Origin of the sequence: Rhodococcus pyridinivorans (genome assembly GCF_900105195.1) — a bacterium.
In the GTDB taxonomy this organism is placed as follows: domain Bacteria; phylum Actinomycetota; class Actinomycetes; order Mycobacteriales; family Mycobacteriaceae; genus Rhodococcus; species Rhodococcus pyridinivorans.
Map to the genome: position 1 here is coordinate 706,357 of NZ_FNRX01000002.1, position 18,245 is coordinate 724,601.

General features: G+C 67.9%; 15 protein-coding genes and 1 pseudogene. 11 read left to right on the forward strand and 5 right to left on the reverse strand.

The features are described 5' to 3' along the window. Window positions 1-7 precede the first annotated feature (7 nt). Window positions 8-844 carry an alpha/beta hydrolase gene (locus BLV31_RS04050; protein WP_039584243.1) on the reverse strand — a complete coding sequence of 279 codons (837 nt, stop codon included), beginning with the start codon at window positions 842-844 and terminating at the stop codon, window positions 8-10. Window positions 845-972: 128 nt separating this feature from the next. Between BLV31_RS04050 and BLV31_RS04055 the strand changes: the two genes are divergently transcribed. The 3 genes and pseudogenes from BLV31_RS04055 to BLV31_RS04065 form a co-directional block, all read left to right on the forward strand. Continuing rightward, window positions 973-1,719, forward strand: coding sequence for an MBL fold metallo-hydrolase (locus tag BLV31_RS04055; RefSeq protein WP_039584241.1), 747 nt, complete (start codon window positions 973-975; stop codon window positions 1,717-1,719). Between the two features lie 205 nt (window positions 1,720-1,924). Then, window positions 1,925-3,604, forward strand: a complete 1,680-nt coding sequence (locus BLV31_RS04060) for an ABC-F family ATP-binding cassette domain-containing protein (protein WP_024102350.1) — start codon at window positions 1,925-1,927, stop codon at window positions 3,602-3,604. Beyond that, a pseudogene (locus BLV31_RS04065) lies at window positions 3,601-4,845 on the forward strand (MFS transporter); the annotation flags it as partial. The gene BLV31_RS04060 and the pseudogene BLV31_RS04065, both read left to right, overlap by 4 nt. 41 nt (window positions 4,846-4,886) lie before the next feature. On the opposite strand, the gene BLV31_RS25340 reads toward BLV31_RS04065, so the two are convergent. Genes BLV31_RS25340 through BLV31_RS04080 form a run of 3 tightly spaced genes read right to left on the reverse strand, consistent with a single transcriptional unit; the run spans window position 4,887 to window position 8,370 of the window. Then, window positions 4,887-6,239 carry an MFS transporter gene (locus BLV31_RS25340; RefSeq protein WP_039584239.1) on the reverse strand — a complete coding sequence of 451 codons (1,353 nt, stop codon included), beginning with the start codon at window positions 6,237-6,239 and terminating at the stop codon, window positions 4,887-4,889. A 33-nt stretch (window positions 6,240-6,272) separates the two neighbouring features. Further along, window positions 6,273-7,253: a PDR/VanB family oxidoreductase gene (locus tag BLV31_RS04075; protein WP_039584238.1), complete on the reverse strand. Its 981-nt coding sequence runs from the start codon at window positions 7,251-7,253 to the stop codon at window positions 6,273-6,275. 1 nt (window position 7,254) lies between these two features. Continuing rightward, window positions 7,255-8,370, reverse strand: a complete 1,116-nt coding sequence (locus BLV31_RS04080; protein WP_033097558.1) for an aromatic ring-hydroxylating dioxygenase subunit alpha — start codon at window positions 8,368-8,370, stop codon at window positions 7,255-7,257. Between the two features lie 129 nt (window positions 8,371-8,499). Between BLV31_RS04080 and BLV31_RS04085 the strand changes: the two genes are divergently transcribed. Continuing rightward, window positions 8,500-9,087, forward strand: coding sequence for a PadR family transcriptional regulator (locus BLV31_RS04085; protein WP_024102343.1), 588 nt, complete (start codon window positions 8,500-8,502; stop codon window positions 9,085-9,087). Between the two features lie 95 nt (window positions 9,088-9,182). On the opposite strand, the gene BLV31_RS04090 is transcribed toward BLV31_RS04085, so the two are convergent. Then, the gene (locus BLV31_RS04090) at window positions 9,183-10,079 is read right to left on the reverse strand and encodes a LysR family transcriptional regulator (RefSeq protein WP_006553175.1); all 897 of its coding nucleotides are present in this window, start codon (window positions 10,077-10,079) and stop codon (window positions 9,183-9,185) included. Between the two features lie 153 nt (window positions 10,080-10,232). Between BLV31_RS04090 and BLV31_RS04095 the strand changes: the two genes are divergently transcribed. The 7 genes from BLV31_RS04095 (at window position 10,233) to BLV31_RS04125 (ending at window position 18,104) form a co-directional block, all read left to right on the forward strand. After that, entirely contained in the window at window positions 10,233-11,606 is a 1,374-nt protein-coding gene (locus tag BLV31_RS04095; RefSeq protein ID WP_006553176.1) for an NAD(P)/FAD-dependent oxidoreductase, read from the forward strand. A gap of 235 nt (window positions 11,607-11,841) precedes the next feature. Next, window positions 11,842-12,270, forward strand: a complete 429-nt coding sequence (gene acpS, locus BLV31_RS04100; protein WP_033097557.1) for a holo-ACP synthase — start codon at window positions 11,842-11,844, stop codon at window positions 12,268-12,270. Further along, window positions 12,267-12,509: an acyl carrier protein gene (locus BLV31_RS04105; protein ID WP_024102340.1), complete on the forward strand. Its 243-nt coding sequence runs from the start codon at window positions 12,267-12,269 to the stop codon at window positions 12,507-12,509. The genes acpS and BLV31_RS04105 overlap by 4 nt, the downstream gene beginning before the upstream one ends. Further along, the gene (locus BLV31_RS04110; RefSeq protein WP_006553179.1) at window positions 12,506-13,693 is read left to right on the forward strand and encodes an acyl-CoA dehydrogenase family protein; all 1,188 of its coding nucleotides are present in this window, start codon (window positions 12,506-12,508) and stop codon (window positions 13,691-13,693) included. The genes BLV31_RS04105 and BLV31_RS04110 overlap by 4 nt, the downstream gene beginning before the upstream one ends. Continuing rightward, a complete protein-coding gene (locus tag BLV31_RS04115; protein WP_033097465.1) occupies window positions 13,690-14,646 on the forward strand; it encodes an amino acid--[acyl-carrier-protein] ligase in 957 nt (318 codons plus the stop codon). The genes BLV31_RS04110 and BLV31_RS04115 overlap by 4 nt, the downstream gene beginning before the upstream one ends. Next, entirely contained in the window at window positions 14,643-15,602 is a 960-nt protein-coding gene (locus BLV31_RS04120) for a DUF1839 family protein (RefSeq protein WP_039584236.1), read from the forward strand. The genes BLV31_RS04115 and BLV31_RS04120 overlap by 4 nt, the downstream gene beginning before the upstream one ends. Before the next feature lie 15 nt (window positions 15,603-15,617). Further along, the gene (locus tag BLV31_RS04125) at window positions 15,618-18,104 is read left to right on the forward strand and encodes a glycosyl hydrolase 2 galactose-binding domain-containing protein (protein ID WP_064060384.1); all 2,487 of its coding nucleotides are present in this window, start codon (window positions 15,618-15,620) and stop codon (window positions 18,102-18,104) included. The last annotated feature ends 141 nt before the right edge of the window (window positions 18,105-18,245 follow it).

Genomic DNA, 18,245 nt, shown 5'->3' on the forward strand with positions numbered 1-18,245 from the left:
TCGAGCCTCAGTTGTCGAGTCGTGTCTTCAACCAGGCCGTCAGGTCGTCGAGCACGCGGTCCTTCTCCGGCTCGTTGAACACCTCGTGGTACAGCCCGTCGTACAACTTCAGCGTCAAGTCCTTCGAACCCGCACGGTCGGCGATGAGCTGCGACCCGGCCGGATCGGCGAGCGCATCGGCGGTTCCGTGCATGACGAGCAACGGCAGCCTCAGGTTCGGGAGGCGCCGCTCGAGGCTCTGCTCGTTGAGCACCAGCACCCGCGCGAGTCCGGCGGGCACGAGACCGTGGTGCACGAGCGGATCGGCGTCGTACGCCGCGACCACCGCGGGATCGCGCGAGACCGCTTTGCTGTCGAACTGCTGCACCGGCACACCCGGCAGGAAACGTCCGATCAGCTTGCCGATCTCCACGACCGGCTTCGGTGTGCCCGACGTGACGATCACCGCCGGCCCCGACAACACGAGCGCGTCGAGCCGGTCCTGATGGTCGAGCGCGTAGGCCAGAGCGATCGCACCGCCCATCGAGTGACCGAGCATGAAGACCGGCAGGCCGGGATGCGCATGGGTCGCCAGATCGATCAGGCTGTCCAGGTCATCGGTGAACTCGCGCATCTCCCGGGCGCGCACACGCTTGCCGCCCGACCGTCCGTGACCGCGGTGGTCGGGGGCGTACACGACGAGGCCGAGATCGGTGAGCCGCGCGACGACGTGGTCGTAGCGACGTGCGTGCTCACCCAGCCCGTGGCTGAGGATCAGCACGCCGGTAGGGGCCTCCGGCAACCACACGTCGTACACGATCGGGATCGCGCCGACGCCGGTGAACGACGATTCGGTGTGCTCCATGAGCGCCTCCTGCGGCCTCGTCGACAGATGTTCCTCGCATCTTCGCACGAGTACCGGCTCGGAGGCTTGTGTCCGGCCGGAGACAGAGGCACGCTCGAAAGAAGGGGGTGCGACCAAGGAGACCTGTGATGGAAACCGAGATCACCGAGATCGCTCCGGATGTCTACCGCGTGTCCACATTTCTCGACGCGGCGAACCTGACGATGAACCAGTTCCTCGTGGACGGTGGCGAGCCTCTGCTGTTCCATACCGGATATCGGGCGTTGTTCCCGTCGGTGTCGGAGGCGATAGCACGGTTGATACCGCTGGATCGGTTGCGGTGGATCACCTTCGGGCACGTCGAGGCCGACGAGTGCGGATCGATGAACTCCTGGCTCGAAGTGGCGCCGGCGGCGGAGGTCGCCCACGGTGCGATGGGTTGTTTCGTCCAGGTCGCCGATCTTGCGGATCGTCCACCGCATCTCCTGCAGGACGGGGACGTCCTGGCCACCGGGCGCCGTCGGGTGCGGCACATCGACACCCCGCACGTTCCACACGGATGGGATGCAGGTCTGATGTTCGAGGAAACGACATCCACCCTGTTGTGCGGTGATCTGTTCACGGCGTTCGGTAGATATCCGGCACGGACGACGAGCGAGATCGTCGGCCCCGCTCTGCAGGCGGAGGACCTGGGTCGCGCGACGTGCCTGACCCCCGAACTCGGACCCACCATCCGCGCACTCGCGGACCTGCACCCGAGCACTCTCGCACCCATGCACGCCCCGGCCTACGAGGGTGATTGCGCCGCGACCCTCGAGGAACTTGCTGCGGCATACGAGGAACGGTTCGCCGCCGAGGCGGACGTGCGCCGTGGCCGAGGACCGAAATCCGATTGACGGTGCTCGGGCGCTCGGTACCCTGGAGATCATGATCCAGGCGCTCTACTTCCACTGACGACACCCCCTCCGCGGCTCGGGACGTCCTCCGAGGTCGCGGTTCGAGCCGTACCCGAATACGGCCGAGTGTCCGGCCGTTCGTCAGCGAGCGCATCCTCCCACCCGTGATCCGGGGACGAGCGCGCCTCCGCACGGAGGAAACCACATGACCATCAGCATCACCATGCCCCGGCGCTCTCGCGCCCAACTCGGCGCCGTCGACGTCCACCTCGCCCGCGACGGTCATCCCGTCCTGCGCGGCGTCGACCTCGCGGTCACGCCGGGCTCCCGGCTGGGCGTCGTCGGGGAGAACGGGCGCGGCAAGTCCACGCTGCTGCACGTCCTTGCCGGCCGCCTCGAACCGGACTCGGGGACGGTGCGTCGGTTCGGCTCGTTCGGTATCGCCGAGCAGGAGATGACCGTCGCCGAGGGGCGCACCGTCGGCGATCTCGTCGACATCGAGCTGGCGCACGTCCGCGCCGCGCTGCGGGCGCTCGACGAGAGCACCGCAGCACTCGCCGACGAACGTCCGGGTGCCGCCGACGCGTACGCCGACGCCCTCGAGATCGCCGAGCAACTCGACGCGTGGGACGCCGACCGTCGCGTCGACACCGCCCTCGAAGCGCTCGGCGCCGTCACCGACCGCTCGCGACCGCTGGCGGAGATGTCGGTCGGGCAGCGCTACCGCGTGCGCCTGGCCGCACTGCTCGGCGCCGAACACGATTTCCTGTTGCTCGACGAGCCGACCAACCATCTCGACGCATCGGGGCTCGACTATCTCACCGAACGCCTGCAGCAGACCCGCAGCGGCGTGGTCCTCGTCAGCCACGACCGCGCCCTGTTGACCGACGTCGCCACGTCGATCCTCGACCTGAACCCGAGCCGCGACGGTCGTCCACGCCTATACGGCGGGGGATACGCCGGCTTCCGGACGGGACGCGAGGCCGAATATGCCCGTTGGGTGAGCGAATACGCCCGTGAGCAGGCCGAGCGAGCCCGGCTGGAATCGGACCTCGAGTCCGCGCAGGATCGGCTCGTCACCGGCTGGCGGCCGGAGAAGGGCACCGGCAAGCACCAGCGTGCCACCCGCGCGCCGGCGCTCGTGCAGTCGGTGCACCGCCGTCAGGAAGCGCTGGACGACCATGCCGTGGCGGTACCGGTACCGCCGCTGCAGTTCTCCATGCCTGCGCTCGGCGCGGAGGCCGACGGGATCGACCCGGACACACCCTTGGTGCGCGTCGAGGACGTCATGGTGCGCGGCCGACTCGACCGTCCGGTCGATCTGGCCATCCTCGCCGGTTCGCGGCTCGTCATCACCGGACCCAACGGCGCCGGCAAGTCGACGCTGCTCGCGGTCCTGGCCGGCGAGGTCGAACCGACGGCGGGAACCCGCGAGAGTGATCCCGTCGTACGGATCGGCCGGCTCGCCCAGGAGTCGCCGGCACCGTCGGCGGCGCAGGTGCAGCAGGTCTACGACGCGCACGTCGGCGAACTGATCGTCGCCGGCCTCGTCCCCGACCAGGGAGCCGTCGATCTCGACGAACTCGGATTGTTCACCGAACGTGACCTCGGCAAGCGGGTCCGAGACCTGTCGATGGGCCAGCAACGACGCCTCGACCTGGCGATGGTTCTCGCCGCGCGACCGCACGTGCTGCTGCTCGACGAGCCCACCAACCACCTGTCGATCACGTTGGTCGACGAACTGACCGACGCCCTGGGGGCGACCGACGCCGCGGTCGCCGTGGCCACCCACGACCGGCAGATGCGACGCGACATCGCCCACTGGCCGCACCTGGTGCTGGGATCGGCCCCGAAGGAATGCACCCGGAAAGGACCGAAGCCATGAACGCTCGGGTGCGCGCACTGGCACCCCTGCGGCACCGCGACTACCGCCTGCTGATCGGTGCCGTCGCGGCGGAATTGTTCGCGGCCGGGATGTGGACGGTCGTGATGGTCTTCCAGGTGATCGCCATCCGCGACACCCCGACCGCCCTGTCGATGGTCGCGGCGTGCCTGAGCGCCGGCCTGCTCGCGTTCGCGCTCGTGGGCGGGATCGCGGCCGACCGGTTGCCGAAACGGGCCGTGCTGGTCGCGGTGCAGGCGGTGAACCTCGTGACGGTTTCTCTCGTGACGGCGCTGGCGATCTCCGACGCGATAGCGCTGTGGCACATGGCGGTTGCGTCGGCGGTGCTGGGCGCGGGCACGGCGTTCTTCTTCCCCACCTACACCGCGCTGTTGCCGAATGTGTTGCCCGCGGAGGAACTTCTCGCCGCGAACGGGATGGAGGGCGCGCTGCGACCGACCCTCCAGCAGGGCGCCGGACCGGCCGTGGCCGGAATGGTGGTCGGGGCGTTCATCCCGGCGACGGGCGCGTTCATCGTCGCCGCCTTCCACGCGTGTGCGCTCGTGTTGTTGTTGTGCGTGCGCGTCCCCCGGGAACGGATGGAAGAGACCGAGTCGCAGGAGAAGACGAGTGTGCTCGCCGATCTGAAGGAAGGCATCTCCTTCACGATCACCACACCGTGGCTGTTGTGGACCCTGATCGCCGCGTGCGTCATGACCTTCGTCGTCATGGGGCCGGTCGAGGTGTTGCTGCCGTTCATCACCCGCGAATTGTTCGACAACGGGGAGCAACGGTTCGGCACGATCCTCGCGGCCTTCGGTGTGGGTGGAGCCCTGGGTTCGTTGGCGGTGTCGTCGCGACCTCTGCCGCGTCGCTACCTGACCATCATGCTGATGTGCTGGGGTGTGGGAACTCTGCCGTTGGCCGTCTTCGCCTTCACGACGTCGTTCACGGTCATGATCATCGCGACGTTCGTCATCGGATTCGCCGACGCGGCGGGCATGGTCCTGTGGGGGACCCTGCTGCAGAGGCGCGTACCGCTCGGCATGATCGGCCGGGTGGCGAGCCTGGACTTCTTCGTCTCGCTCGCCCTCATGCCGGTGTCGATCGCGGTAACAGGTCCGCTGTCCACGGTGGTGCCGCGGTGGGTGCTGTTCACCGTGGCTGGTGTGGCACCGCTGGTGCTGATGCTGATCGCGCTCGTCGCCGGGCGGATGTTCGCGGACGAGATCGCGAACCCCCTGGACACCGGCAACGAGCGCGTCGACATCGTGGTGGAACCGGCTCAGCGTGCCGAGTCGGTGGAGACGGCGGCAGGCACCGCCTCGGACGAGGCGTCCGCCGAGTGTGCCGGGCGCAGCGCGAACAGTGCCACTGCGGCGAGCACGACCACGCCGGCCACTCCGAAGTAGAGCTGTTCGGGCGTCCATCCCGCATCGAGGAGCACACCGGCCGCGGTCGGTGCGAGGATGGCACCCGCTCGGCCGATACCGATGGCGGAACCGACGCCGGTGGCCCGCACCTGCGGTCCGTAGAGGGACGGCGCGAGGGTGTACAGGCCGGCGATGCACCCGTTGATGAGTCCGCCGATCAGGATGCCGAGTGCGAACGCCAGCGTCAGCGTCGAGATCGACATGATGAAGACGGTCATGGTCGCGGCGGCGGCGATGGTGAAGGTGAGCAGGACCGACCGGGTGGCCCAGCGGCTGGCGAACACTCCGAAGAGCACCGAACCGACGGTGCCGCCGAGGGTGAGCATCATGCCAGCCGTGGCGCTCTGGTCCTTCGTGAGACCGGCGGTCTCCAGCAGCGACGGCGTCCACGAGTTGACGAAGTAGAAACCGAACATGGTGGCGAAGAAGGCCGCCCAGAGCAGCACCGTCGAGCGGGTGTTGCTTCCGGAGAACAGGTCCGAGATCCGTCCTGCCCGCGGTGCCGCCTTGTCGGCGGAACGGGCGAGCGCCGGGACGGGGCTCTGGCCGATGCGTCGCGCGATGGTGTTGATCCGGTCGAGATCGCCTGCGCGTCCCCGGCTGGTGAGGAAGTCCAGGGATTCGGGCAGCAGGACGACGAGGAGGGCGAGTGCCAGGCCGGTGAGGACGGCGCCGGTGACGAAGACTGCACGCCAACCGTATCCGCTCTGCAGACCGACGGCGGCCATGCCGCCGATCGTGGCACCTACACCGTATCCGGCGGTGTAGATGCTGATGGCCAGACCACGCCAGCGGGCCGACGAGTATTCGCTCGCGATGACGGTGGTGCAGGCGAGGACGCCGCCGATACCGAGTCCGGTGATGACCCGCCAGATGCCGAGTTCCCACGCCGATCCGGCGCTCGCGGACAGGCCCATGCCGGCGGTGGCGAGTGCGACCGACATCAAGATCAGGGGCCGTCGGCCGATCCGGTCGGCCATCGGGGCGAGAGCGAGAGCGCCGACGGCCATGCCGATCAGACCCGCGCTGAGCAGCACGCCGAGTTCCGATCCGCCGAGGCCGAAGTCGCTGCCGATGCTCTTGGCAGTGAACGCCAGGGCCATGACGTCGAATCCGTCGAGGATGTTCAGCACGACGCACAGGGCGACGACCATCCATTGGTAGGGATGCATCGGCGAGGCGTCGATGCGTGCGCGAAGATCCATCGTGTTTCCTCGTGGTGTGAAAATGCGCGGTTGTCAGGGAAGGTCGAGCGTGACGACACCCGTCGTCGATCGGGGCGATGCCGAATCGCGCACCACGCGTGACACGCAGGCGCACATCCGACGCGAGGAGCGCTTCTGCTCCTCGCTGAAGAAGACATCGCGGTGGTCGACGCGACCGTCGAGCGAGGCGACGGAGACCTCGCACAGGCCGCATTCGCCCTTGCGGCAGTCGAACATCATGTCGACGCCGGCACGCCGGAGGGCGTCGAGCATCGATTCGTCGGAACCGACGGTGGTGGTGACGTCGAGTTCGGGCACGGTGACGGTGAACTCCTCGGCATCGAACCATCCACTGTTGCCGAAGGTCTCGTAGCGGAGGTTCGGCATCGGCAGGTCGCGGTCGTGCCACCGGCGCCGCACGGCGTCCATCAGGCGGATCGGACCGCACATGTACAGCTCGGTGGTGTGATCGACGCCGTCGACGAGCGCGGCGACGTCCAATCCTGTTCCCTCGTCGTCGATGTGGACGTCGAGACGGTCGCTGTGGAGGGCTTCGAGTTCGGGCAGGAAGGCCATCGCGGAACGGCTGCGACCGACGTACACGAAGCGGTAGTCGGCACCGAGGCGGCGGAGCACGGCTCCCATCGCGCGGACGGCGGTGATGCCGATGCCGCCGGCGAGCAGGACGTAGCGCGGTGCGCCGACCCGCAGCGGGAAGTTCTGGAGCGGCTCGGTGATCTCGAGTTCGTCGCCGGGACACAGCGAGTGCATGTACTCGGAGCCGCCGCGCGAGGTGGGGGAGCGGTGGACGCCGAGTGTGAGGCGACCGTCCGGACCACCCGCCGCGAGGGAGTACGAACGCGTGTCGCCAGAGGGGAGACGCACGTCGATGTGGGCGCCTGGTTCGACGCGGTGGGCGGTGTCGGCGGCGAGGGTGATCTCGGCGATCGAATCGGCGGCCCGCTCGACACTCACGACTCGGGCCCGCTGCCAACGGATCTGGTTGTGGCTCATGTCAGTGGGCTCCCTCGGGAACGGCGGTGGCCGAGTTGAGGTTCCGCTCCGCTTCGACCATGCGCTGGATCAGGCGTCGCACCCACATGCCGCCGGCGTCGATGTTGAGGTTGTAGAACTCGTGATCCGGGTTCGCCTCGATGGCCTTCTGCTGCGCGGTGAGCATCGCCTCGTCCTCACCGAACACGCCGTGCACGCCGTCGCGCAGCTGCGTGGTGATGAGCTGGCTGTCGAGGCGGTAGTTGCGCATGAACGCCCAGAAGTAGAGGGCGGTGCTCTCGTCGACGGGGGAGATGGTGTTCATGACGAAGCCGTTGACGCCCTGGCTGCGGTCGCCCTCGGGAGCACCGGTGCCGGCCTTGGCCACACCGACGTCGATGCGGATCGTGGACGGTGCCTGGAACTCGATGATCTGCCAGCGGTCGACCTTGCCCTCGAAGCCGGGGAACTTGTCGCGCATGTTCTTGAGCCAGAACGGCGGTGCGTCGATGTCGTGCATCCAGCGGGTGACCGTGACGGTGCGGTCGTCGTGGGTGACGACGAAGTCGGACTCGCTCAGTTCGTCCTGGCCGATGGACGACGAGTGCACGAACTCCTCGTGGGTGAGGTCCATGAGGTTGTCGAGGACGAGCTGGTAGTTGGCCTGCACGTCGATCGTGCGTCCGTCGCCCGCCCAGTCGGGGGAGTCCATCTGGAACATGTCCGGGATGAGATCGGGATCGGCCTGCGTCGGGTCGCCCGGCCAGACCCACACGAAGCGGTGCCGCTCGACGACGGGATAGGACGCCACCATCGCGGACGGGTTGATCGTCTGCTGGGCGGGCATGTGTGTGCAGCGACCTGCGGAGTTGTACTGAAGACCGTGGTAGGGGCACTGGATGCCCTCGCTACCGATGAGCTTGCCCATCGACAGCGGCGCGAGGCGGTGCCAGCAGGCGTCGGCGAGGGCGACGGGACGGCCCTCCTCGGTGCGGTAGAGGGCCATCGGCTTGCCGGCGATGGTGCGGGCGAGGATCTCGCGGCGACCCACCTCGTGATCCCAGGCGACGACGTACCAGGCGTCGAGCGGGTAGGCCATGTTCTTCGCGGTCGCCCCGGTGGGGCCGAGATCGGTCATGTCGGATCCTCCGAACACTGAGGGTGAAATAACTATCTACATAGATAGTAGGTGAGCTGGAGCACACACTATCTATCGATATAGTTATTCGCAAGGGTGGAATACTCGCCCGAGGAAAGGTGGTGGTCCATGAGCCTGCGATACGCGCTGCTCGCGTTGCTCACCGCCGAGCCTCTGACCGGCTACGACGCGGCGAAACGGTTCGGCGGGTCGGTCGGGCACGTCTGGCATGCGCCCGACTCGCAGATCTACCCCGAACTACGCCGGATGGAGCGCGAGGGCCTCGTCGAGGGCGAACAGGTGCGCTGGGGTCCCAACAGCACCAAGACCCGGTACTCGATCACCGGGGAGGGCGTCCGGGCCTTCCGCGAATGGATGTCCACCCCGCTGGACTACGCCCCGGTGCGCGACGCCGCCCACATGCGCGCGGCCTACTTCGAATGGACCGACCCGGACAGCGCTCGCGAGTGCCTGGAACGGCACATCGATCACTACACCGAACAGATCGCCCAGTGGACCACGGTGCGCGATGCGATCCTCGACCTCAGCAACGCGACCATCGCGCGACGCGTGCAGAAGTATCCGGCCGAGGACCACGAGCGGATCATCGCGTTCAAGGCGTTCGCGTACGACGGTCTCATCGGCCGGGGCGAGGCCGAGATCGCGTGGGCACGTCAGGGCCTCGAACTCCTCGACAAGCTGTCGCCGCGCAACTGAGGCGCCCCGGGACCGCAGCGACGCGCGAACTGGTCAGCGGAGCGCGGAATTGCACGCACCGATGACCGTTTCGCGCTCCGACGTGTGCGATCGGATCACGGCGTGCTGTCCGTCGGCGGCACGATCGAATGGGCGAGCGCCCGCATGAGGAACTCGAGTTCGGGATTGGGCGTCGCGTTGCTCCGCACCACCCCGCACACCGGAACCTGCAGCCGGTGGTGGATCTCGCGCATGAACTTCAGCCCCTTGCGGGGTGTGTCGGCCGCGGTGCCGGCGTAGAGCACGGTCCACGCCCTCGGGTTGGTGAGCACCTCGAGAGTCGCGGTGTGGTCGCTCGCGATCGGAGGTCCGAGGCGCACGCGACGACCAACCTCGACGAAGGCGTCCTCGACCACGCGGTGCAACAGCACCTGGCTGCCGCGCGGCGGCAGCAGCAGCGGGTAGTGGGCGAGGTCGCCGAGATCGACGGTGGAGAACGCCGACAGCGGGTGCTCGCTCGACGTGACGATGACGAGCTCTTCGATGCCGAGACGGATCGCCTCGAGCCCCGGGCGGTCGACGTCGCCGCGGATGAGCGCGAGATCGGCATCCCCGGACGCGACGGCGTTGACGCGGTCGGTGAAGTCCTTGATGACGAACTCCACGTCGATCTTGGGGTGACGTTCGCGGACGCTGGAGATGGCGTCGAGGCTCTGCGCCGCGAAGCTCATGTTCGCCGTGATGCGGATGCTCTCCCGCGGTTCGTGGCCCACTTCCAGGGCCTTCGCCTCGAGGCTGAGCACCTCGGCGGCGATCGGCATCAGGCGTCGGCCGGCCGAGGTGAGCTTGACCGAACGGGTGGTGCGGTCGAACAGGGTGGTGCCCAGTTCGTGCTCGAGCTTCGCGATCTGATGGCTGATCGCCGACTGCGAGATGAAGCAGCGCTGGGCAGCACGGGAGAAGCTGCCCTCCTCGCCGACGGCGAAGAAGTAGCGCAACTGACGGAAATCCATGACTCCTCCCGGGAACGTGCCCTCCGCATTTATGAGCGAAACAGATAACAGTTTTTCGAATATCCCAGGTTAGTGGATAGCGAGGGTACTTCGTCCCTACCTTGGTAGTCATACATCAACGGAGATGACAAGTACGTGGAGGTTTACGACAGCATGGACGATGCGGACACAGCGACCCTGGTCGATCGGACGGACGTCGTCATCGTGGGTTCCGGCTTCGGAGCATTGGCCACCGCCAAGAAGCTCGCCAAGGCCGGCACGCCCTTCGTTCTGATCTCGGAGACCACCGAGCATCTTTTCCAGCCTTTGCTCTACCAGGTCGCCACCGGCGTCCTTTCGCCCGGCGAGATCGCCCCGTCCGTGCGCGCGATCCTGGCCGAATACCCCAACGCCGACGTCCGCCTGGGCCGCGTCGTCGATGTGCTCCCCGAGGAGAACACGGTTGTCTACGAGGCCGGCGGTCAGCGCCTGCGTCTCGGCTACAAGTACCTCGTCGCCGCGACCGGCGCCCGCCAGGCGTACTTCGGACGCGACGAGTTCGCCGACCTGACGTACGCGCTGAAGACCGTCGAGGACGCCGAGAAGCTGCGTCGCCAGATCGTGCGCTGCTTCGAGGAGGCACACGTCACCACCGATGCCGAGCGTCGGAAGAACCTGCTCAGCTTCATCGTCGTAGGCGCCGGCCCGACGGGCGTCGAGCTCGCGGGACAGATCAAGGAGCTCGCGCAGCGCTACTTCGCCGAGAACATCGGCAACATCCGCGCCGACGACGTCACCGTCACGCTCGTCGAGGGCGCAGACAAGGTTCTGCCCCCGTTCGGTGGCAAGCTCAGCGAGTACTCCAAGGAGTCGCTCGAGAAGAGCGGTGTCGACGTCGTCCTCGGCACGATGGTCACCGACATCGACGAGCACGGTGCCACGCTCACCACGCCCACGACCGAGGAGACCCGCCGCCTCACCGCGGAGACCATCATCTGGTCGGCAGGCATCCAGGCCAACGACTTCGCCGACGTACTCGCCGAGCGCACCGGCTGCGAGACGGTCCGCGGCGGACGCCTGCTCGTCGACCCCGACTTCACCGTCGGCCGCAGCGACAACATCTTCGCCATCGGCGACATGGTCACCCTCGACAACCTGCCGGCGCAGTCGCCGTTCGCCATGCAGGGTGGCCGCCACGTCGCGAAGATGATCACCGGCAAGGTCGCGATGGGCACCCCGTTCCAGTACAAGGACAAGGGAAGCATGGCGATCATCAACCGGTTCCGCGCCATCACGCGGGTCGGGAAGATCGAGCTCACCGGCTTCATCGCGTGGGTGCTGTGGCTCGCCGTCCACCTCGTCTACCTGGTTGGCTTCCGCAACCGCTACATCGCGGTCATGTCGTGGTGCGGTTCCTTCCTCGGACACCGCCGCCCCCACTTCTACTATGCGCAGGACGCCGTCCCGGTGCCCGCTGCGGAGAAGGAGGAGCCGGCAGCGAAGGACGAGCCGGAGAGCGACAAGGAACCCGTGCGGACGTCCGCATAACTTCAGATCCCCGAAAGGCTCCGACCACCCGGTCGGGGCCTTTCGTCATTGACGCGCCGAACCGGGATCGACGCCGCGTGTTGCGGTGGCGAGCCCCGGTTCACCACGTGAACCGACGCGCCCGGCGGGTGAAAGTCGGGGTGATTTCCGGGATGTCCTGCAAGCCAGAGACGTTCGGCTGGTGTACATCGGCCGACCTGCGGCTACCGTGTGCAGCGCATCCCGAGGAGTGACCATGAACGATGGCAGCGGCCCCCGCGTCGCGACGACACGTGTCGGCTGCGATGTCGTCACCGTCCGAGACATCGCGTCGAGCATCGACCGGTTCGGCGACCGCTACCTGCAGCGTGTGTTCACCCCGCACGAGCTGGACGTATGCACCGGACCGGGGCGCGCCCAACGCCTCGCGGCGCGCTTCGCCGCGAAAGAAGCCGTCATGAAGGTCCTGCGTCCGCGCGAGCACGCGGTTCCCTGGCAGGCCATCGAAATCCGCCGCGCGGACTGGGGCGGATGCGCTGTCGTACTGGCCGGTAACGCGGCCGCCCTGGCGCGAGATGAACAGGTGACCGACATACAGGTCTCGATCTCCCACGAGTCCGAATACGCCATCGCGACGGTCGTGGCGACCCGCGTCGACGAAGCAGAAACTGGAGAACACCCATGACGGAGCAGGTGATCCGCAAGGTCCTCGGTGAGCACGCGAAGCTGTCGGTCGACAGCACGGCGCTCGACCCCGCCGCCGACCTCTACGAGCTCGGCCTGACATCGCACGCCAGCGTGAACGTGATGCTCGCCCTCGAAGACGCCTTCGACGTGGAATTCCCCGACGAACTGCTGCGCAAGAGCACCTTCGCGAGCGTCGGCGCCATCAGGTCGGCGTTGACGGAACTGGGCGTCGCGTGACGTCGACGTCCGCGCCCCCCACCGTCGCGGAGAAGGCCGGGCTGTCGCTGCTCGCCCGTGCCGAACTCGTCGGACGCGAGAGCGCCGGCCCCGCGGCCGCCGCGGTGGATCGTGAGGGACGGTTCCCGCACGAGGCAGTCGACGCGCTGCGCACCCACAAGCTGCTGAACTGCGCCGTCCCCGTCGATCAGGGTGGGGAGGGAGCATCCCTCGGTGAGCTGTGCGCCGTCGCCCGAATCCTCGGCCGGTACTGCGCCTCCACCGCGATGATCTTCGCGATGCACCAGACGCAGATCCTGTCGCTGGTGCATCACTCCACTCCCGGTGTGGCCACCTTCGTCGCCGAAGCGGTGGCGAACGATTACCTGATCGCTTCGGCGACCACCGAGCTCGGCACCGGTGGCGACGTGCGCAGCAGCGTCTGCGCCGTGGCCCGCGACGGCGACACCGTCACGCTGACGAAGAACGCGCCGGTCATCTCGTACGGCGAGTACGCCGACGCGATCCTGGTGACCGCGCGTCGCACCGCCGACAGCCCGCCCAGCGACCAGGTGCTCGTCGTGTGCCGACGCGACGATGTGACCCTCGAACCCACCGGCAGCTGGGACACCCTCGGGCTGCGCGGTACCTGCAGCCCCGGATTCGTCCTCACCGCCACGACGTCCGCCGATCTCGTGGTCGGCACGGCCTACGCCGAGATCTCCTCGCGCACTATGCTTCCCGTCTCACACAGTGTGTGGTCGGCGGTGTGGCTCGGAATCGCCGACGCGGCGCTGGAGAAGGCCCGCTCGTTCGTGCGTTCGGCGGCCCGCCGCAGCCCGGGGGTCACCCCGCCCGGTGCGCTGCGACTCGCCGAAGCGGCCGCCGTGCACCAGCAGTTCTCCGATCTCGTCGCCGCGTCCGCCGCCCGGTTCGACGCCGCCGCGTCGGCGCAGGAGGAATCGATGTCGGGCATGGGTTTCTCGCTCGCCATGAACAACCTCAAGGTCACTGCGTCCACGCTCGTCGTGGATCTGGTGAACCGCGCGATGCTCATCTGCGGGATCGCCGGATACCGCGAGGATTCGCAGTACTCACTCGGCCGCCACCTGCGCGACGCGCACGGTGCCGCCGTGATGGTCAACAACGACCGCATCATGAACAACTCGGCCCAATTGTCGATCGCCTACCGGGGGACGCTGTGACAAGTACAGCCATTGCCAGCACCGCAACCGACGAGCTGTCCGAGCTCGAGCGTGCCCGCCTCGACTTCCAACAGCAGTTGCTCGAGGCCGAACTGCTCGTGGAGACCGGTGTTCCCGGCCTCTACGGTCGGTCGGGTGTCTTCGAGGACATCGTCGACGGCATCGACCGCGTGGTGGTCGCGGCAGGTCCGGGCCGGGCCGCGACGCGCCTGCGCTTCCCGCCGGTCTTCCCGCGGACGAGTTTCGAGCGCACCGACTACATCGCCTCCTTCCCGCACCTGACCGGAGCGGTGAACACCTTTACGGGCAGCAACGCCGAGCACGCCGAACTGCTCGCCGCGCGGTCGAAGGGCGAGGCGTGGGATCCGTGGCTCGAACCCGCCGACACCGTGCTCGTCTCCGCCGCATGCCATCCCGCCTACTCGCGGTACACCGGTACGCTGCGTGAGGGCGGTGAACTGCTCGACGTTCTCGGTTACTGCTTCCGGCACGAGCCGGCCGTCGACCCCGCTCGCATGCAGGCCTTCCGGATGCACGAGTTCGTGCGTATCGGTACCGAGAACGACGCTGCGCAGCATCGTGATTCCTGGGTGGAGCGAGGACTCGAGGTGCTCGACTCGCTGGGCCTCGACGCGACCGCTGTACCTGCCAACGACCCGTTCTTCGGGCGGGCCGGGCGCATGCTGGCCGTCAACCAGCGCATCGAGAACCTCAAGACCGAGCTGACGGTCCGGCTCTACGGCGACCTCGACGACGGCACCGCCGTGGTCTCGTGCAATTGCCACCGCGAGCACTTCGGCGAGACCTTCGAGATCCGCACTGCCGACGGCGAAGTCGCGCACAGCGCGTGCGTCGGATTCGGAATGGAGCGGATCGCCCTGGCGCTGTTGCGGACCCACGGACTCGACGTCGACCGCTGGCCCGCACCGGTACGCGACAGGCTGTTCCCGTGAGCGATCGGCTCATCGACGTCCGCGTCGACGGGTACTCGCCGCACTTCGTGCACGCTGCCGACCGGATCTGGACCGAGACCAACTGCTACGTCGACCTGTGGGTAGAGGTGCTGCATTCGCTCGGCCACGATCCGGTCCCCGCTGCCGCGTGCGCGTTCTCGGCCCGGTTCGACGGCGCCCAATGGACCTTCCTCAAGTTCCGCCCCGAGGATCTGTTGGCGCTGTACGGGATCGACGTCGCGGAGATGAACGTCTGGCGCCGCCCCGTGGATCACCTCGAGGACAATGCCGCCGCCGGACTGCTGTCGACGATCGAGGTGGACGCCTTCTGGTTGCCCGACACCGAGGGAACCGGTTACCGGGAGAGTCGTTCGAAGACGACGATCGTGCCCAATCTCATCGATCGCGACAGCGGGACGCTCGAGTATTTCCACAACAGCGGCTATCACGTTCTCACCGGTGAGGACTTCCGCGGAGTCTTCGGCCTCGACGAGCCGGTACCCACCTGGCCTCCCTATCTCGAACAGGTGCGCCTCGACGCGGCACAACCGCAGTGCGACGCCTTCGACACCGTGGTGCTCCGGCACCTGCGCATGCGCGCCGGCTCGAATCCGGTGCGCGAGCTCGGCGAGCGGGTGCTCGCCGACATCGACCCGATTCGCACCGGAGGGATGGACGTCTTCCATCCGTGGACGTTCGGGGTGCTCCGTCAGTGCGGTGCCACCGCCGAACTTGCCGCGGACGTCAGCGTCTACATGGACGGTCGCGGATACCCCGGTGCGGCTGCCGCAGCCGACGGATTCCGCGCGGTCGCCGAGGGCGCGAAGAGCGTGCAGTTCCGGATGGCGCGTGCGGCACGCGGCCGCAATGTCGACCCCGGCGACCAGCTGATAGCGATGGCCGCTGCCTGGGAGGACGCCATGGCGACCGTCGTCCGCGCCGCCGGGGTGCGGTGACAGGATTCGACGCACATGGATCTCCTGCACGATGCGCGATGGCGTTGTCTCCGTGTCGCTCCCGGGGCAGTCGAGCACCCCGGTGACTTTCCGGCGGACGGTCCTTGGCTGCCGGTCCGTATACCCGGGACGGCGGCAGGCGCGATCCGGGAATCCGAGGGAGTCGCGGCGGCCAGGGTGTCGTCTCCCGACAGCGACGACTGGTGGTTCGTCACCGACGTCGAGGTGTCCGGCGACGGACCGTGGCGTCTGACCTTCGACGGGCTCGCGACACTCGCGGACGTGTGGGTCGACGGCACACTCGTCGCGACGTCGGAATCGATGTTCGTGCCGCTGACCGTCGTCCTCGGCTACCTGCCGTCGACGATGCGGATCGCGGTCCGGTGCGCCTCGCTCGACGCTGCTCTCCGCAAGCGTCGGCCACGCGGACGGTGGCGTTCGTCGCTCGTGTCGGCCCAAGGATTGCGGTGGTTCCGCACCACCATGCTCGGGCGAGCCCCGGTGTACGCGGGGGCTCCGGCGCCGGTCGGTCCGTGGCGTCCCGTGCGTCTCGTCGATTCCGGTGAGCCCGTTGTGCTGGAACGTGGGATACGGACAGCTCTGCGGGGATCCGACGGGATCGTCGACGCCGATCTCGTGCTGGCCGGCACCGCCGTCCCCGAGGTGACTGTGGAGATCGGAGGGGCGACGGTGCACGTCCGACCCGAATACGGGCCGGACGGGACAGCACGCGTGCACATGCAGGTGACGCTCCCCGAGGTGGAACGGTGGTGGCCGCACACCTACGGCGCCCCCCACCTGTACGCCGCACATCTGATTCTGGATGGGCAACGAATCACGCTGGGGAACATCGGATTCCGGTCGGTCGAGCGCTCACCGGGCGACGGGTTCGGCTTACGGATCAATGACGTCGACGTCTTCTGCCGCGGCCTGGTGTGGACACCGACCGATCCGATCTCGCTGAACGACCCGAGCGCAACCCGGCGCATCCTCGAACGCTGCGTGTCGGCGGGCGTGGACACGATCCGCATCCCCGGCACGATGGTCTACGAGGACGACGAGTTCTACTCGGCGTGTGCGGAACTGGGCATCATGGTGTGGCAGGACGTCATGCTCGCCACCACCGACCCGCCCGACGATCCGCACTTCCGCTCGCTGCTCGAGGACGAGATCCGTGCGCTGGCGCGCCGATGGGGCGGGAACCCGGCACCTGTGGTGATGTGTGGGGGCAGCGAGACCGAGCAGCAACCTGCCATGCTCGGACTGATGGAGGCATCCATCCCGGCGATCGACGACTGGTTGCCCGCAATCGTCGACCGTGAGCTACCGGGCACGGTGTGGGTGTCGTCGTCACCATCCGCGCCCCCGCGCAGCGACGTACTGCCGATCGCAGTGGGTTCGGGTGTGGCGCACTACTTCGGTGTCGGGGGTTACCGCCGTCCCCTCGGCGACGTGCGTGCCGCCGGCGTGCGCTTCGCCGCCGAATGCCTCGCGTTCTCGATTCCGCCTTCCGACATGGCGATCGAGGCCGAGTTCGGCAGTGTGAATGTCGCGGGTCACCATCCACGATGGAAGGCGGCTGTGCCGCGCGACAACGGGGCGTCGTGGGACTTCGAGGACGTGCGAGACCACTATGTGCGCACGATCTTCGGGGTCGACCCCGCCGAGGTGCGGTGGGTGGATCCCACGCGATATCTCGCGCTCGGACGGGCAGCGATCTGCGAAGCGTTCACCGAGGTACTGCAGTACTGGCGACGATCCGGATCAGGATGTCGCGGTGCCCTGATCCTCTCCGCCCGCGACCTGCAGCGGGGTGCCGGGTGGGGCGTGCTCGACGCCGACGGGAACCCGAAGGCGCCGTGGTGGGTCCTGGCACGGGTGTTCGCCCCCGTCACCGTGCTCCTCACCGACGACGGGCTCGACGGCCTGCGCGTGGACGCGATCAACGACACCGCCGAGATCCTCGACGTCACGCTGCAGTTACAGGCCCATACGCCCTCCGGTGCGGTACCGGTGGACGTGTCGGTGCCGCTGCGTCTCGAACCGCACGAGACCCGGGTGTTCTCGTGGGCCGCGGTGACGGGCGGTTTCACCGATGTCAATTTTGCGTATCGATTCGGGCCGCGCACTTTCGACACGGCGACCGCCCGACTGGTCGGCCACACCGGTGCAGTGTTGGCGGAGTCGGTGTATCTCGTGGGTGGTCCGGCACGTCCCGTCGAGCGCGGGATCGGTCTCGCGGCGACCGCTCGACCCGTCCCGGACGGGTGGAGTGTGGAGGTGCGGACCGAGGGTGCGGCACAGTACGTGCATCTCGACATCACCGGCGGTGACCTGCAGGATTCCTGGTTCCACCTGCCGCCCGGAGGTACTCGCACGATCGCCGTGCGGGCCTGCGTTCCGGCCGCGACGTTGAGCGGCTGGGTGGGGGCATCGAACTCGGCCACGAGTGTGCCGATCCGGGTGTTTCCGACCTCCGAGGGCAACGAGGTCGACGGGTAACCTCCCGGGGCTGCAGGCGGGGGCGGTGTGCGGCGCGCCGAAATCGACAGGTGCATATCGGGCATCGACGGGGTATATGTATCTCCCAAGGGGTCGCTCACCCGATTTGCACCTTCTGCACGGTGCCGGTGGCCACCTCTC